The 17,061-nt window shown below is 67.8% G+C and carries 9 protein-coding genes; 6 read left to right on the forward strand and 3 right to left on the reverse strand.

Going from position 1 to position 17,061, the window contains the following annotated elements; translation table 11 throughout:
* Nucleotides 1–139: 139 nt before the first annotated feature.
* Nucleotides 140–2,602 carry a protein kinase gene (locus tag IPK85_20990; GenBank protein ID MBK8249843.1) on the reverse strand — a complete coding sequence of 821 codons (2,463 nt, stop codon included), beginning with the start codon at nt 2,600–2,602 and terminating at the stop codon, nt 140–142.
* A gap of 27 nt (nt 2,603–2,629) precedes the next feature.
* Here IPK85_20990 and IPK85_20995 point away from each other — a divergent pair, with 27 nt between their 5' ends.
* The 5 genes from IPK85_20995 to IPK85_21015 all read left to right on the forward strand — a co-directional run bounded on the left by IPK85_20995 (nt 2,630) and on the right by IPK85_21015 (nt 10,134).
* On the forward strand, nt 2,630–5,365 hold the full coding sequence (locus IPK85_20995) for a serine/threonine protein kinase (protein ID MBK8249844.1): 2,736 nt from the start codon (nt 2,630–2,632) through the stop codon (nt 5,363–5,365).
* Nucleotides 5,362–6,681: a protein kinase gene (locus IPK85_21000; GenBank protein ID MBK8249845.1), complete on the forward strand. Its 1,320-nt coding sequence runs from the start codon at nt 5,362–5,364 to the stop codon at nt 6,679–6,681. Before IPK85_20995 ends, IPK85_21000 begins: the two co-directional genes overlap by 4 nt.
* Nucleotides 6,681–7,007, forward strand: coding sequence for a hypothetical protein (locus IPK85_21005; GenBank protein MBK8249846.1), 327 nt, complete (start codon nt 6,681–6,683; stop codon nt 7,005–7,007). The genes IPK85_21000 and IPK85_21005 overlap by 1 nt, the downstream gene beginning before the upstream one ends.
* Before the next feature lie 142 nt (nt 7,008–7,149).
* Complete coding sequence (locus IPK85_21010) at nt 7,150–8,001, forward strand: PD40 domain-containing protein (GenBank protein ID MBK8249847.1); 852 nt, start codon at nt 7,150–7,152, stop codon at nt 7,999–8,001.
* A 90-nt stretch (nt 8,002–8,091) separates the two neighbouring features.
* The gene (locus IPK85_21015; GenBank protein MBK8249848.1) at nt 8,092–10,134 is read left to right on the forward strand and encodes a PQQ-binding-like beta-propeller repeat protein; all 2,043 of its coding nucleotides are present in this window, start codon (nt 8,092–8,094) and stop codon (nt 10,132–10,134) included.
* A 1,350-nt stretch (nt 10,135–11,484) separates the two neighbouring features.
* On the opposite strand, the gene IPK85_21020 is transcribed toward IPK85_21015, so the two are convergent.
* Nucleotides 11,485–12,627, reverse strand: a complete 1,143-nt coding sequence (locus IPK85_21020) for a serine/threonine protein kinase (protein MBK8249849.1) — start codon at nt 12,625–12,627, stop codon at nt 11,485–11,487.
* Between the two features lie 40 nt (nt 12,628–12,667).
* Complete coding sequence (locus IPK85_21025) at nt 12,668–14,200, reverse strand: endonuclease/exonuclease/phosphatase family protein (GenBank protein ID MBK8249850.1); 1,533 nt, start codon at nt 14,198–14,200, stop codon at nt 12,668–12,670.
* Between the two features lie 207 nt (nt 14,201–14,407).
* On the opposite strand from IPK85_21025, the gene IPK85_21030 reads away from it, so the two are divergent.
* Nucleotides 14,408–17,053, forward strand: coding sequence for a serine/threonine-protein kinase (locus tag IPK85_21030; GenBank protein MBK8249851.1), 2,646 nt, complete (start codon nt 14,408–14,410; stop codon nt 17,051–17,053).
* The last annotated feature ends 8 nt before the right edge of the window (nt 17,054–17,061 follow it).

A 17,061-nucleotide genomic window follows, 5' to 3' on the forward strand; every position in this document is an offset into this window, starting at 1 on the left:
GCCGCCGAAGCTCCGGGTGGAGGCGACAACGCGCCGTTTGGTGCGGTCTACGTTCTCGTTGGCGCCGGCTCAGCTCCATCGCGTTGCGTCCGCGCCTGATCGAGCGGCGTCCACGCCACGCCAACTGGGGTCCGCGCCCCTATTTCGAACGACCGCCGTCGGGCAGCGTCAATCTATCCACGTCGAGATTGAGCGCGCGCACCACGGCGGCAAAGCGCGGGTCCGCGCGCAGGGGGTCAAAGGCCAGACTGTGCAGGCCATACGCCACCACGCGGTGCGGGTCGCTCTTTGCCGCGGTCTCCAGGGCCGTCATCGCGCCCTCAAGATCCCCGAGTCCCAGACGAGCGTTGAGTATGGCCAGTTCGCGCTCCTGGCTCCCGACGGAGCTCGCCTCGATACGACGCAGCAGGGCGCGCGCCTCGTCGCGCGCACCGGCGCGTGCAAGGATGCCCGCCGCAACGCCGATGCGGTTAAGGGTCGCCTCCGGCAGCGCGCTGAGCCGGCGCGCCTGCGATGCCATTTCCTGGCGACGTCCCGCCAGCTCCAGTACATGGGCGTACCACTGGTTGAGCGTGAGATGCTCCGGATCCAGCGTCAGTCCCCGTTCGGCAATGGCGATCGCCTCGTCGAAGCGCCCGAGCATCGCCAACGTCAGGCTGCGGTAGGCGTTGTTCTGGGAGTATAACGGATCCAGGCGATTCGCGGCTTCCAAGTGGTCGAGCGATTCATGGGGGAGTCCCATGCGGAACAGCATCTCTCCGAAGCGGTAGTGCGCTTCTACAGACCGGGGGTCGAGGGCGATGGCGCGCTCGTACTCGCGCCGCCCTGCGCTCCACTCGCCCGCCTCCGAATGCCCGTGCGCGAGGGCCCGATGCCCATCGGCGAGCGAATCTTCGAGCGCGATCGCCCGCATCGCGGCGGCCCGGCCCCGCTTTGCGACGTCGCGGGCGCTCACCGGGGCGAAGTACGGCTGCGCCAGGAGCGTCGAGGCGAGCATCGCGTGCGCGCGGGCGAAGCCCGGGTCTCGTGCAATGGCATCCACGAGGTACCGCTCCGCCTGGAGCAGCCCGGGGCCGCGCCCTTTGTACAGCGGGAGCGCACGCAGGTACAGGTCGTACGCCTCGAGATTCTTCGTGCCGCCGCGGGCACTCATGCCTCCCGCGCCACTCGAGGCGCTCAGCCGCACCTGCAGCGCCGACACGATCTCCCGGGTGATCTCGTCCTGCACGGCGAACACATCGGCCAGCGCGCGTTCGTATGTCTTGCTCCAGAGCACGCGCTCGTCGCGCGCGCTCGTGAGTTCCGCCGACACGCGGATGCGGTCGCCCGATCGGCGTACAGAACCGTCGAGCACCGCTGCCACGTTCAGCGCACTGCCGATCTCGTTCGCCCCCCCGCCCTGCTCCTTGACACGCGCCGCCGACGCGCGGCCGGCGAGACGGAGGCCGGGGATTTGCATGAGCGCACTGGTCAGTTCGTCCGCGATGCCCGCCGCGAAATAGCTGTTGGCGGTGTCACCGCCCACCGAGGTGAACGGAAGCACCGCGAGGGATCGCTCGGCGCTCGCCGCACTGTCGCCGGAGGTCGACGTGCCCGCGGCGCTCGATGCGTCACTGCGCCACGCGCCACGCCACACGGTTGCTGCAGCGATGACGACAGCGGCGACAGCGAGCGCGCCACCGATCACAGCATGACGCCTCCCACCTGACGCCGGCGTGACAGCCCCGCGTTCCGGCGCGACACCGGCGGCCACCGTCGCGCCGGGGCCACTCGCCCCCGCGCCTAACGCTGCGGCAAACGCTCCGCAGCTGAGATACCGGTCGGCAGGAGACTTTGATAGCGCGCGCTGGATGGCGGCATCGACCGCGGCAGGCACGGCGGGGCGTGTGGCGCGGATGTCGCGGGGTGTTTCGGCCATCAGCCGCGCCACGATGACGGGAGTGGTCGGACCCGTGTGCGGCGGCTCCCCCGTGAGCATCTCATACGCCGTAGCCGCGAGTGCATACTGGTCGGAGCGCGCATCCACCGTTTGCGAACCGGCTGCCTGCTCCGGGCTCATGTAGTGCGGGGTGCCGAGGGAGAGGCCGGTCTGCGTCACCCGCTCGCCGCCTGCCTCGGCGACGGCCAGGGCGATGCCGAAGTCCGCGATGATCGGCTGACCGGCCTGCAGCAGGATGTTCTCCGGCTTCAGGTCGCGGTGCACGACGCCGCGCGCATGCGCGAAGTCGAGCGCGCCGGCTACGAGGGAGACCACCCGGACCGTTTCATCAACCGGGAGCTGTCGCAACGCCTCAAGTCGATGCCGCAGCGTCTCTCCCTCGACATACGGCATCACATAAAAGAGCAGGCCATCCGCCTCCCCCGAGTCGAACAGGGGCAGGAGGTTGGGATGCTGGAGGTTGGCGGTGGTGCGGATCTCGTTGATGAACCGCTCCGCGCCCAGCGCGGCGCCCAGCTCGGGCTTCAGCACCTTGAGGGCCACCTGGCGCTTGTGCTTGAGATCCTCGGCCAGATAGACGGTGGCCATCCCGCCTTCGCCCAGCTCACGCTCGATGCGATAGCGGTCAGCCAACGAAGCCTGCAGGCGTTCGGATGTGGGCACGTGGGCAACTTACGCCGGAGGCAGCCCGTGTCCACACCCATTTCGGGGGTGCACGGCCGCATCGGGGCCGGCGGCATCGGGCCTGGACCCATGCAGGGCCTGGCATTCGCGCACGAGCGCTTCAGGGGGCAGATTCCCCACATGTCGCTTGGTGAACCTGCATCGCGCCTCCTGGCCGCCGTGGCCGACCGCTACCGCCTCGAGCGCGAACTCGGCCAGGGCGGCATGGCCACCGTGTATTTGGCTCAAGACCTCAAGCACGATCGTCACGTCGCGCTCAAGGTGCTGCGCCCCGAACTCGCCGCCGTCATCGGGGCCGACCGCTTTCTCGCCGAGATCAAGACCACCGCCAACCTGCAGCACCCGCACATCCTGCCGCTGTTCGACTCGGGCGTGGTGGACGGAACGGTGTTCTACGCGATGCCGTTCGTGGAGGGCGAGTCGTTACGCGACCGCCTGGCGCGCGAGAAGCAGTTGCCGATTGCCGATGCCGTGCGCATCGCCACCGAGGTGGCCGGCGCGCTCGACTACGCGCATCGCAGGGGCGTGATCCACCGCGACATCAAGCCGGAGAACATCCTGCTGCACGACGGCCGCGCGCTGGTGGCCGACTTTGGCATCGCGCTGGCCGCCACGAGTGCCGACTCGCGGATGACCGAAACCGGGATGAGCCTCGGGACGCCGCACTACATGAGCCCCGAACAGGCTATGGGTGAACGCAACCTCGACGCGCGCACCGATGTGTACGCGTTAGGCTGCGTGCTGTACGAGATGCTCACCGGCGAACCTCCCTTCACCGGGCCCACGGCGCAGGCCATCGTGGCCAAGGTCATGACGGCCGAGCCCGAAGCCGTGTCCACCTACCGCAAGACGGTACCGGCGCACGTGGGGGATGCGGTGACGGTGGCGCTGGCCAAGCTGCCGGCGGATCGCTTCGCCAGCGCAGGGGAGTTTGCTACGGCGCTCGGCAATACCGCCTTCGCCACGACGAGTACTGCGCGACAAGCCGCGTTCGGACCGGCGTCTCGCTGGAGGACCGCGTTCTTTGCGGCCGGCGGGGCGGCGATGTTGCTGCTGGTCCTCACGTCGTTCCTGCTGCTGCGCCCAGCCGCTGGTCCGGCGCTCACGACGTACGACGTCGGGTTGCCGGATTCCGCCACAGTCGATGTTGATGCCTGGGGCGCTCTCAGTGTGTCGCCGGACGGACGGTTCGTCGTCTACGTCGCGCGGCGCGGTGCGGGCAACGAATTGTGGTACCGAAGCCTCGTCGATTCAGTCAGCCGACCCATCCCAGGAACCACGGCCGTGGTCCGCCCGGTCGTGTCGCCTGGTGGGGAACAGGTCGCCTTCATGACCGTGAGCAAGCTGCAGGTCGTGGCGATTGGTGGCGGCGCAGCGACCACACTTGCCGACGTCTCGGTGGCGAACATCAAGTGGACTGCTGACGATCGCATCATGCTTTCGAACGGAGACGGCTCCAGCCTCCAGTGGTTCGATCCTTCGGGACAATCCCTGGGTGTCCAGCCGACGTCCTATTGTTTCCTGCCCGAACCGCTGGGAGACGGCAGCCAGCTGCTTTGTGGCGGGGGGGCCACCAAGTCGGCGTACATCATCAGACCCGGGACGGATTCGGTGATCCCGTTGGCTTCGGCCTCCGGCTCCGAAGCGGGTATCGGGACCATCCGTGCGGGCCTCCGGGGCTCCGATTTCCGCGTCATCGACGACAGGTATCTGGTCTACATGTCGATCGACGGGGATCTTCGGGCGACGACCATCGATCTCGATCGGCGCCAGGCCGGTCGTTCGGTCTCGCTGGTGAGTTCCGTGCATCGGAGACCGTATTCCGGGCAAGGGCAGTTCGACATCTCCGCGACCGGTACACTCGTCTACGCACCAGGGGTGAACGAGGGCGTGGGACACTTGGTGCGATACCGGGCGGGCCGCGGGCTCGATACCCTCAACGCGCCCCCGGCGGCGTATCTGCGATTCGCCATGTCCGGCAACGGCCGCTGGCTGGCGGCGGTGGTCGAAGGGGTGCAATCGCAGGAGCTGCACGTCATCGACCTCTCCACGGGACGGACGTCGGTCCTGATGCAAAGTGCGTTCGTCGGCCAGCCCGTCTGGGATCCGGCCTCGAACAGCGTGATGGTGGATCTGGACAACCGCGTGACGGTGCGCGCGTCCCCCAGTACATCCGCGGCGCCCGACACGGTCTTTCGCGGCTTCTTCGAGCCGCTGCGATTCGTGTCGGACTCGACCGTATTCGGGGTCGTCGGCGGCTTTGATGTGGTCGGTCTGCTCAACCTCAAGACGGGTTCGCGGCAACTCGATAGCCTTGCGCGTGAGGCGGACTTCCCGGACGTGTCGCCCGACGGGCGCTGGATGACGTATAGCTCCAAGGACCTGTCACGGGTGTTCCTCAGTCCGGTCAGCGACCCGACAAAGCGGTATCAGGTGGCGGTGGCGCAGGAGGATGCGCAGTGGTTGTCGCCGACACAGTTCGTGATGAAGAGCTACGACTCGGGCAACTACAAATTGCAGCTCGTCACGATCGATCCCAACGCCGATCCCGTCGTGCAGAGCATCCGAGACTGGTACAGCGACCACCGCCTCATCGAGACGCCGGGACGTTCCTTTGCCGTCACGCCGGACGGCGGCGTCCTCTACGTGCAGGGGCCCGAAAGCCCCACCGGGGCGTACTTGCGGGTGGTCCCCAACTGGGTCGAGCGGATGAAGCGCGCCGTCGACGAGGCGAACCGATGACCACGCGCTTGGCGGCGGCCCTCGCGGACCGCTACCGCATCGCGCGCGAGCTCGGCCAGGGCGGCATGGCCACCGTGCATTTGGCCGAGGACCTCAAGCACAAACGGCAGGTCGCGATCAAGGTGCTCAAGCCCGAACTCGCCGCTGTGATCGGGGCCGATCGCTTTCTCACGGAGATCCGTACCACCGCGAATCTGCAGCACCCGCACATCCTGCCGCTGCACGACTCGGGCAGCGTCGACGGCACGGTGTTCTACGTGATGCCGTTCATCGCCGGCGAATCGCTCCGCGACCGCCTCGAGCGCGAACAGCAACTCCCCGTCGCCGACGCGGTCCGCATCGCAAGCCAGGTAGCGAGCGCGCTCGACTACGCGCATCGCCAGGGCGTGATCCACCGGGATATCAAGCCCGAAAACATCCTGCTGCACGACGGCAGCGCGCTCGTGGCCGATTTCGGCATCGCGCTTGCCGCCGCCCAGACGGCTGGCGGCCGACGCATGACGGAGACGGGGATGTCGTTGGGCACGCCCACCTACATGAGCCCCGAGCAGGCGATGGGCGAACGCACGCTCGATGCGCGCACCGACGTGTACGCGTTAGGCTGCGTGTTGTACGAGATGCTTGCCGGCGAGCCGCCGTTCACGGGCCCCTCGGCGCAAGCGATCGTGGCGCGGGTGATGACGGAAGCACCGCGGGGGCTCGGAGTGCAGCGCAGTACGGTGCCCGCCAACGTGGAGGCGGCGGTGTCGACCGCGCTGTCCAAGCTGCCGGCGGATCGATTCCCGACAGCCGCGGCTTTCGCTTCGGCGCTCAGCGACCCGGCGTTTGGGCGCGTGGCAGCCGGCGCAGGCCACCCGGCGTCGTCGGCCTGGACACCGCGTCGCCTCACGGCGATCGCTGTCGTTGCAGCCGTGGCGGTCGTGGCGGGAGTACTGCTGGGGCGGGCGACGGTGCGCTCGGCGGCGGGTTCGACCGACATCGTGGTGTCGGCGCTCGTGCCTCCGGAAGGCGAGGACTTCAGCGACCGTCGTTCGTTTGGTGCGTTATCCCCCGATGGGCAGCGCTTCGCGTTCGTCTCCCTCTCCATGAAGGGCGAGCGTTATCTGTGGATTCGTGATCTCGCCGCGTTCCAGGCCGAGCGGATCGAGGGGACGCTCGGCGCGAGTGCGCCCTTCTGGTCGCCGGACGGTCGATCCATCGCCTTCTTCGCCAATGGTTTCCTTCAACGCCTCGACCTGGAGAACGGGACGAAAAACGCGCTGTGTCCGCCTCTGACGCAAGGTCCGGAGCGTGGGGTGCCGACAATCTCATCGTGATGGCCACGGCTCGTGGCATCGAGCGGCACCGCCTGGGCCGGGCCGAGTGCGAAGTCGCGATCCCTGCGAAGGACGGGTTTCGGTTTACGAACCCCTCGGTAGTCGATGACGGGCCGCTGGTCCTGTTCGACCGGGGCCGCTATTCGGAGTCGGACTCGGGATCGTGGGGCGATCGATATGCGCTGGCCATGGGCAACATGGAGTCGGGTACGATTTCCACGCTCATCCCCGGGGCCTGGACGCCGACCTTCATCGCCCCCGATCTCGTGCTGTACGCCAAGGCCACGCCAGAGGGCAGCTCTGGGGGATATTCGCGCAACGCCTGAGCCGCGACCGTACCCGGCTGGAGGGAGAACCGATCGCCCTCACCGAATCCGCGAGAAACACTGACCTGCAGTGGTCCTATGCGGTCTCGGCCGGTGGCACGTTGCTGTATCTCCCCAGTCCGGGCGACCGCGAGAAGTGGTGGTGGACCGCCGGGGCACGGTGCTCGATACCGTGCGCCAGCGCGGCGCATATACCCACAGCGTAGCAAACAGACGTCGCTGGGTCGCGATGGCGGCCGGCTTCGACCTGTGGCTCCACGATCTCGACCGCGGCACGTCGACACCCGTTCTCACCAACGACATGGGGCAATTCGCGTTCGACCCGATTTGGTCGCCCGACGACGCGTCGCTCTCCTTCGGTTCCTGCAGCTACGGGAAAGTGGACGAACTCCCCAAGGGAATCCATCGCGTGCCGGTCGACGAGTGCCGACGGGTGACCGATTGGACGAAGGATGGGCGATACCTGATCATCGAACTGGGGGGGCGCCAGGCGTTAACAGCGACCGTTGCCGCCTGGGATGTCGACAAGAAGGAGAGCGTCGGACTCTTCGAGATTTCGGGGATCCTCGCGGACGCTCGGGTCTCGCCTGATGGCCGCTGGATCGCCTACATGAGCTCAGAGACCGGAGTGCCGGAGGTCTATGTACGCCGGTTCCTTGCGAGCGGCCGGGCGATCCGGCTCACCAGTGGCGGCGCGCGGTCGCCGAGGTGGCGCGCCGATGGGCGCGAGTTCTACTACCAGACCTCCGACGGTCTCATCATGGCCGTACCCGTGCCGCCGAGCGGCGACATCGCAGCGGCGGTCGCCGCGCCCTTTTTCCTGGCGCCAGCGTACGCGCGCCTGATGCTCGCGGACCGTGGCACATCCTTCGACGTGACGCCTGACGGTCAGCAGTTCGTGCTGCGCATGGACGGGTCGGGCAACCACGCCGTGCTGATGCAGAACTGGGCGGCGCGGCTTGAAGGCGGCACCTCGCCGAGCGCCAAGCGATGACTCGCCCAGCTCCCGCGCCCACGCCCCGGAACGTCGCGCCGTCGATGACAGACGGTTTCCAGCGTGCCTCACCCTGACCCCTCCGCACCAATGCATCGCTCAAGCGAGACTGAGACACTTCATTGTGCAGCGACCGCTGCCGGCGCCACCGCTCCGGTGACGATCGCGCCGCCCCGGCTCACCCCCGCCGGTATGCGAGCATTGCGCTTCTTCCTCCTCGTCGTCGTCGTGGGCTGCGATGCGGCACCTCCTGACGTGGAGTGGCGCGAGTACGCGAGCGACGCAGCGAGCTCGCGCTTCGCACGTGTCGATCAAGTCGATGCAACGAACGTCGGGCAACTCGAGGTCGCGTGGCGGTGGACATCGCCCGACGAGGCCATCCGCGCCAAACGTCCCGAACTGTGGACGCACCTCAACCAGTCGACCCCACTCATGGTAGGGGGCGTGATCTACACCAGCACCTCCATGAGCCAGGTCGCGGCGATCGACGCCGCCACCGGTGAGACGCGCTGGGTGTTCGACCCCGAGAGCCACAAAGTCGGCTCCTCACCAAACCACTATCACAACCGAGGCGTCGCCTTCTGGGAGCGCGGCGGCGAGCGACGCGTCATCATCGCCACCGGCGATGCCATGCTCTTCGCGCTTGACGCAGCCACCGGAAAGCCGGTCCCCACCTTCGGCACCGACGGCCGCATTGACCTCACGCAGGGGCTGCGACGCCCCATCGACCGGCTTGACTACGGCGTGAATTCACCACCGATCATCTGTCGCGATCGCATCATCGTCGGCTCGTCCATCACCGACTACCCGCGCAACAAGATCATGCCGCCCGGTGACGTGCGCGGCTTCGACGTGGTGACGGGGAAGCAGGAGTGGGTCTTCGAGTCCATCCCGCAGCCCGGCAGCTTCGGCGCGGAGACCTGGCAGGGTAAGTCGGGGCAGCACACTGGGAATACCAATGTCTGGACGATGATGAGCTGCGACAACGAGCTTGGATTCGTGTACCTGCCGTTCGGCACGCCCAGCAACGACTACTACGCGGTCGACCGTCCCGGCGACAACCTCTTTTCCGAAAGCCTCGTCGCCGTGAACGCCACCACGGGCGAGCGGCAATGGCACTTCCAGATGGTACACCACGGCGTGTGGGACTACGATCTCCCGGCGGCGCCGAACCTGGTGGACATCACCGTGGACGGTCGCCCCATCAAGGCCGTGGCGCAGGTGAGCAAACATGGCTTCGTCTACGTGTTCGACCGGGTGACAGGCGAGCCGGTCTGGCCCATCGAAGAACGCCCGGTGCTGCAGACGCCGGTGCTCGCCGGCGAGAAGCTGTCGCCGACGCAACCGTTCCCGACCAAGCCGGCCCCGTTCGACCGCCAGGGACTGACCAACGACGACCTGATCGACTTCACACCGGAGCTGCGCGCCGAAGCGGAAGCGATCGTGGCGCGGTATCACCACGGGCCGCTGTTCACGCCTATTGGTGCGCGCGGCACCATCCTGCTGCCCGGCACCGCCGGTGGTGGCAACTGGGCCGGTGCGGCGGTCGATCCAGAGCGTGGCATGTTGTACGTCCCCTCGCACACCAGCCCGACACTGATCGAGTTGTCCGCCCCACCGTTAGGCGGCGATGGCTATCACAAGCTCTGGGGTACGCAAGCTCCCGTGCCCGGGCCGCGGGGACTGCCCATCACCAAACCACCCTACGGACGTATCACCGCCATCGACCTCAACACCGGCGAGCACCGGTGGATGCAGACCGTCGGTGAAGGGCCGCGCAATCACGAGGCCATCCGTCATCTGAACCTGCCGCCCCTTGGGTGGAATCGGCGTGCCCACGTAATGCTCACGCCGTCGCTGCTCTTCGCGGCGCAGGGCGGCGATGCCGACGAAGGGCACGGAATCGCTCCCCGCTTGAACGCCGCGGAGGCCAACCTGCGCAACGACGATCCCGCGCTGCTCGCGTTCGATCCGCGCGACGGCCGCCAACTCGCGAAGGTGCCGCTGCCGGCGAATGCCACCGGCGCATTCATCACCTACATGCTCGGCGGCGTACAGTACATCGTCATTCCGGTGGGTGGCGCGTCGCTGCCAGCGGAACTGGTGGCGCTTCGGTTGCCGGCGCGGCGATAAGCGCGCTCGGCGCCCGAGCCTTTACGCTCGGAGCGTGGGATGCGGTTGGCGCCCGCACAAAGCAGCCGGGGGGCTGTCGGGCAGGAAGTGGCGGGGATTTCTCACTTCGACCGCCCACCGTCCGGTAGCGTCAATCGGTCCACATCGAGGTTGAACCGACGCAGGACCGCCGCGAACCGCGGCTCCGCGCGCAGTGGGTCGAATGTCGGCGTGACGAACGCTTGCGCAACCAGCAACTGCGGCTCGGACTCGGCGGCGGCCTCGATTGCAGTCAGCGCACCGCTCACGTCACCCAGACCGAGCCTGATGTACATGAGACCAACGTATCGCCCCCACGTCCCGCTCGGCGTGGCTTCCAATTCGCGAAGGATCGCCGTCGCCTCTTCGCGCGCCCCAGACTGAGCGAGCCCCCACGCGGCCAATCCGAGCGGCTGCGCTGTCGTCGCGCCGCGCAGCAGTCGTGCCTGGACGGCTGCCTCTTCGAGACGGCCTGCCTGAAGGAGTACAATCACGGCGATACTGCTGACGGAGGTATTATCAGGGCCGAGCGCGACCGCCCGCCGCGATTCGCTGACGCCTTCTTCGTGTCGGCCGAGCATGACAAACGCCCAGCCGCGATAACTCGCGGCGGTCGGGTACAGCGGGTCAAGGCGACTCGCGTTCTCCAGATAAACCAGTGCTTCCCGCACGCGCCCAATGTTGACCAGCAGCTCGCCCAGGCGAAACTGTGCCTCCGCTGCTCGCGGATCGAGCGCGATTGCGCGCCTGAGCTCACGCTCCGCGTCAACCCAGGCGAAGGTCTCGATACTCGCATGGCCCAGTGCGGTGTGCGCGTCTGCCAGCGAGTCATCAAGCGCGACCGCGCGCTCCGCGGCGGCTCGTCCGCGGGGAAGCACATCGCGCGACTTCACATCCAGGTAAGAGCTCTGCACGATCAGCACGGACGCGAGCAGTGCGTGGGCCTTGGCATAGGCGGGATCGGCAGCGACCGCCGCCATCGCCGAGCGTTCCGCCTCACGTAGTCCCGGGCCGCGACCACGATAGAGCTCGAGTGCCCGCAGGTAGTGATCGTACGCAGCGAGATTGGCCGTGCCGCCGCGGGCGCCCGCCGCTTGCACCACGTCACCGCTCGCCAGCCGCACCTGCAGCGCGCCCACGATCGATCGCGTGATGTCGTCCTGAACGGCGAACACATCCTCCAGCGCGCGCTCGTACGTCTCGGCCCAGATCACCCGCCCGTCGACCGCATTGGTCAACTCCGCGGACACCCGGATGCGTTCCCCCGCCCGACGGACGGTGCCGTCGAGCACGGCATTCACATTCAACGCCGTGCCGATCTCGCGGGCGCCGTCACCCTGTTGCTTGACGCGCGCCGCCGACGCCCTCCCGGCGAGTCGCAAGCCAGGAATGCGACTGAGCGCACCGGTGAGTTCCTCGGCGATACCGGCGGCGAAGTAGTTGTTGGCCGTGTCGCCGCCCATCGAGGTGAACGGGAGCACGGCGAGGGAGCGCTCCTCCTCCGTGGACGTGGCCGCGCCACGCGCCGTGAGCAACGAGACCGCAACAACGCCTGCTGCCACGGAGTCCGGCGACCATCTGCCACCGTCTCGTTGCCGGCACGGACACCGCTCGCGCCGCAACGTTGCTGTCCATCGCCGCGCCGGCCAGGGCATCGGCGAACGCACCGCAGCTGCTGAACCGATCGGCCGGGGCCTTCTCGAGCGCGCGCAGGATGGCTGCCTCCACCCCCGCTGGCACGGCCGGCCGCGTGGTGCGAATCGACCGCGGGGCCTCGGTCATCAGGCGCGCAATGATCGCCTGCACCGTCGGCCCCGTGTGCGGCGGTTCGCCGCTGAGCAACTCGTACGCGATGACCCCCAGCGCATACTGATCTGCACGCGCGTCGACGCCCTGCATCCCCGCCGCCTGCTCGGGGCTCATGTAGTGCGGCGTCCCCAACGACAGCCCAGTCTGCGTCATCCGCTCGGCGCCGGCCTGCGCCACGGCCAGGGCAATGCCGAAGTCGGCAATCACCGGCTGGCCAGCCTGCAGCAGGATGTTCTCTGGCTTGAGGTCGCGATGGACGATGCCGCGCGCGTGTGCAAAATCGAGCGCGCTGGCGATCGACGTGATCAGCCGAACGGTTTCATCGACGGGAAGCTGGGGTTGCGCGAGCATCCGCGCGCGCAGCGTCTCGCCCTCCACAAAGGGCATCACGTAGTACAACAAGCCGTCGGCTTCGCCGCTGTCGAACAGAGGCAGCAGGTGAGGATGCTGCAAACTGGCCGTCGTGCGGATCTCGCTCAGAAACCGCTCCGCCCCCAGCACCGCGCCGAGTTCGGGCTTGAGCACCTTGATGGCAACCCGCCGTTGGTGCTTCAGATCCTCGGCAAGGTAGACCGTGGCCATGCCACCCTGACCAAGCTCGCGCTCGATGCGGTAGCGGTCGGTAAGGGCGGCCGCGAGGCGCGAGGTGGGATCCGATGGGTTCACCCGGACAATGTGGCGCCCAGGGGTGGTATGCGCGACCCGGTCACCGACGGGGCCGAAGGTCGGTCACGACGATGAGGTGGTCAGACGCGATCTGCGAGTCCCCACGCTCCAGGCCCAGCGCCGCCGCCATCGTCGCCGTGAGGTCCTCACTCGCGAACACGAAGCCACCGGTCCGCTCGAGCGCAGCAGCGGAATAGAGCGTCAGGTCCAGCCGCCCCGGGCCGAACAGGTCGACCTCCGGATTGCGCCAGGTCGCCCAGGTCGCCTCGCCCAGGCGCGCGGGATCGGCGAGCCGCAGGTCACCGCCGTCGATATCAAGACCGCGCATCAGCTCCGCCACCGGAGCGAAGGCGCCGACCGGGTTGAAATCACCCGCAATCACCAGCGGCGCACGACGCCCCCGGAGCTCCCGGGCGATCGCGTCCCGGAGGGTACGCACCTGCAGCAGTCGCACGGCATCGTTCGGGCTGCCGTGGTAGCCTGCGCTGCGCAGGTCCAGCGGCACGAACAGGACGTCCATCCCGCCGACGTCCACCCACGCCCCAGTCGCGGAGATCTGATCCCGCTCCTCCACATCGAGTGTGCGGCGGAAGTCCGCCGGCACGATCACGCGCAGGCTGTCGAGCGCCCCGGGCGCGAACTCCACGCGCGCCATGGCCTCAGCCGGACGGATGGGGCGGTCCCGGGTCGCCACGATGGTCTTCTGCCGCCCGCCACTCCCCGAGCGCACCCATCGCCAGGCCCCCAGCGCCGAAAGCATCGGCTCTTCAAAGAATGCGGCGAGAGAGGAGTCCGAAACGTCCTCGTACACCTCGTCCAGCAGCACCACGTCGGGCTGGACGGCGGCGAGCAGTCGAGCGTGACGCGCAGGCCTGCGAAAGCGGTCACCCGCAACGTTCCACTGTGCGACGCGCGCGCTCCGGGGCGCGCGCGACGGCACTCCGGGTGAGGTACGAATGAACGGATCGGGACCGGGCCTCGTGCGAAGGGTGTGGCGAGCGATGTCGCTCCGGCTCAGTATCGTGCCCTGGTCCTCAAAGACCAACTGCATCCGCAGGGTCTGGCCAAGTCGGGCGAAGCCGTCCGGCGCGCCAAAGCGCGCGAGGCGCAGCTCAAATCGTCGAGCGCTCCATGTGGGCATCATGACCAAGCCCACGTCGTGAGCGTTCCGGCGCGTGCCAGGGCCCTGCGCGGATGCGTCACCATTCGGCACTCGGAGCGACGCGCCCGCACCGCGCGTCCCGGGCGGCCCGGGCTTCGTCGGCGACAGGTCCACCACCGAGTCGATCCCCGCTGCGCCGTGTACGGTCCCGCCGGTCGTGGGATCGTCGTCCGCGTCGAGCAACACATGCAACGTGCCTGGCAGTCCCTGTGCCGTAATCGTGTCGCGCGCCGCAAACGAGAGGTAGAACCACGCCGCGTCATCCGCGACCCACACGGTGTCGAGGTGCACGGCGCTCCCGTCCACGGTCTCGAAGTGCATGAGGAGCGGAGCGCCCGCCATTTGCCAGTCGTTGAAATGCCCATCGATCGCGATGGCGTTGCCGCGTGCCGCGTCCACTCGAGGCACCACGGTCGTCGCGCCGGGGGGTCGGCACGCGCCTGCCACGGTCACCGCGAGGCAAAAGGCCAACGGTACCAGAAGGGATGCGATCGCGAATCGTGCGCGCGCGGGCTGCCGGGCAAGCATGCAGCAAGCTACCGCGTCGTGGCCCTGGTCGCAGCCCTCCGGCGGCTCCAAGGCTGGCACCACCTCGCGCGCGGAACGTATGTTGAGCGCATGCCCATTCGTGAGCGATTGCAGCACTCCCTGACCGATCGCTACCGCCTCGAGCGCGAGCTCGGACAGGGCGGAATGGCTACGGTCTACCTGGCGGAGGACCTCAAGCACAAGCGGCAGGTCGCGATCAAGGTGCTCAAGCCGGAACTCGCGGCCGTACTCGGCGCCGAGCGTTTCGTCCAGGAGATCACGACGACGGCGGCGCTGCAGCATCCGCACATCCTGCCGCTGTTCGACTCCGGCGAGGCGGACGGGTTCCTGTACTACGTGATGCCGTTCATCGACGGCGAGACGTCGCGCGCGAAGCTCGACCGCGAGACGCAGCTGGGCGTTGAGGAGGCGGTGAAGATCGCCACAGAGGTGGCCGATGCGCTGCACTACGCCCACGCCAACGGCGTGATCCATCGCGATATCAAGCCGGAGAATATCCTGCTGGCGAATGGCCGGCCGATGGTGGCGGACTTCGGGATCGCGCTCGCTGTCTCGGCCGCGGCCGGCGGCCGGATGACCGAGACGGGGTTGTCGTTAGGTACCCCGCACTACATGAGTCCCGAGCAGGCCACCGCCGAGAAGGAGATCTCTGCGCGCAGCGATGTGTACTCGCTGGCCTCGGTGTTGTACGAGATGCTCGCCGGCCAGCCACCGCACAGCGGTTCCAGCGCGCAGCAGATCATCATGAAGATCATCACCGAACCGGCACCGCTGGTGACGCAGTACCGGAAGTCGGTGCCCCCGCACGTCGCAGCGGCCCTGGCCAGGGCGCTCGAGAAACTTCCGGCCGACCGCTTCGCAAGCGCTCAGGCTTTCGCTGGTGCGCTCGGGGATCCCTCCTTCCGCGCGGCCGGGGGCGGGCTCGCCGCAGCAGGGAGACGCTCGGCGCGCACATGGAGAGACCTGCTCCCGATTGCGACCACGGCACTCGTGGTGGGCACGGCCACCTTCCTGGCCGGCCGCCAGGTCGGGAGTGGACCAACCGCATTCGACGTTGGACTCCCGGACACGGCGCAGCTCGCGTTCGTCATGGATGGTCCGTTTGGAGTCGAGTGGCCTGCGCTGTCGGTGTCGCCCGATGGGGACTTCATCGTTTACGTCGCGCATCGCGGCACTGCGAACGAACTCTGGTACCGCAGTCTTGTCAGTGATGAAGCCCGGCCCTTGCCGGGGACGAGGGGTGGATACCTTCCCGCGATCTCGCCCGATGGCCGATGGGTTGCCTTCGTCGATGGGAAGGTATTGCGCAAGGTCGCGGTGGATGGAGGAGCGCCTCCCAGTGATGTCGCCGAGGCCCTGGCGCCCATCGGCATTGAATGGTCGGGCCCCGATGAACTGCTCATCGCGGCCGACTTTGGCGGACGCACGGAGTGGGTGCGCATGAGCGATGGGGTGAAGAGCCGCATCGGAGGCGTGTGTGGGTGGCCCACGCGCGTTCCCGAAACCGACGACATCTTCTGCCAACCCCAGGCCGGTGTGGGCGGGGCTCCGCGGATTGTGACCCTCGGAGCCGACGGTGCCGTGCCGCTCTCAGCCACGGCCGGGAAGATCCTCGGCGACAGCGCGCGTCCCCTCGCCGGCATGACCCCGAAGATCGTTGGGGACCACGTGGTCTTCGTCGACGTGGAGGGGAACCTCATGGCCGCGGCCTACGACCGAAAGTCCCGGTCGTTCGGCGCCAACCGCGTCGTGCATCGCGGGTTGCGCCGTGCATCGTTTGGTACGATGGGTCACCTGGATGTGACGCGGGCTGGCGACCTGGTCTACGTCCCAGGCTCGAACGGTGGGATGGGACAGTTTGTGGCGACGCAACCCGGCGGAACAACGCGCATCCTCCCGATCCCGGTCAAGGAGCACCAGAACTTCAATGTGTCGTACGACGGACGTCGGCTCGCCGCGTCGTCGCGAGGCGTTGGGGGGTTCGAACTCTGGGTGTATGACGTCGCCTCCGGACAGGGCGATCGAGTCGCCAGCGGCTTCGGTGTGGCCTATCCCGTCTGGGCACCCGACGGATCGCTGGTGTACTCGACGCAGCCGTCGTCGGCCGATCGCGTGTGGACCATGCTGGTGCCCCCCGACGGAACGAGTCCGTCCATCATCCCGGGTCTCACCATGGATCCATTGGCGTTCGTTTCCCGGCGCTTTCTCGTTGGATCGACGCAACTGGATGTGACGGTCGCGACACTCGAGGGCGACCGCGTGGTGCGAACCGACACGCTGAAGCTTCCCAACGCCCAGTACTATCCCGTGGCGTCGCCGGATGGGCGCTGGATCGCGTATGCCGGCGCTGAGAAGGGGAAGATCCAGCTCCTCGTGACGCCCTTTCCTGCCATGAACCGGCAGTACAAGGTGTCCATCGATGCGGCATCGGAACCCCTCTGGCTGCCCGATGGGAGTCTCGTGTACCGCGACAGGTTGTGCTGGTACCGGCTGCGACCCCGCCCCGGTGCCGTGCCGCCGCTCGATGCGCCCGCATCGCTGTTTTGCGATGAGAAGTTCGTCAATACGCCAGGTCCATCAAACGTCTCGATGCCGGACGGAAGCCTGCTCTACCTTCGCAGCGTCACACCGACGACGGCAGGGTACGTGCGCGTCGTCCGTGGGTGGGTGGAGACGCTCTCGGATGAGGGGAGCGGCACCGAGGCTTCCAAATGACCGACGCG

The organism is Gemmatimonadota bacterium (assembly GCA_016712265.1).
GTDB lineage: Bacteria > Gemmatimonadota > Gemmatimonadetes > Gemmatimonadales > Gemmatimonadaceae > RBC101.

Excerpts from the sequence above, each read along its gene's own strand:
- IPK85_21000 (MBK8249845.1), top strand. The coding sequence starts at position 5,362 with ATGACCACGCGCTTGGCGGCGGCCCTCGCGGACCGCTACCGCATCGCG.
- IPK85_21005 (MBK8249846.1), top strand. The coding sequence starts at position 6,681 with ATGGCCACGGCTCGTGGCATCGAGCGGCACCGCCTGGGCCGGGCCGAG.
- IPK85_21015 (MBK8249848.1), top strand. The coding sequence starts at position 8,092 with ATGCATCGCTCAAGCGAGACTGAGACACTTCATTGTGCAGCGACCGCT.
- IPK85_21030 (MBK8249851.1), top strand. The coding sequence starts at position 14,408 with ATGCCCATTCGTGAGCGATTGCAGCACTCCCTGACCGATCGCTACCGC.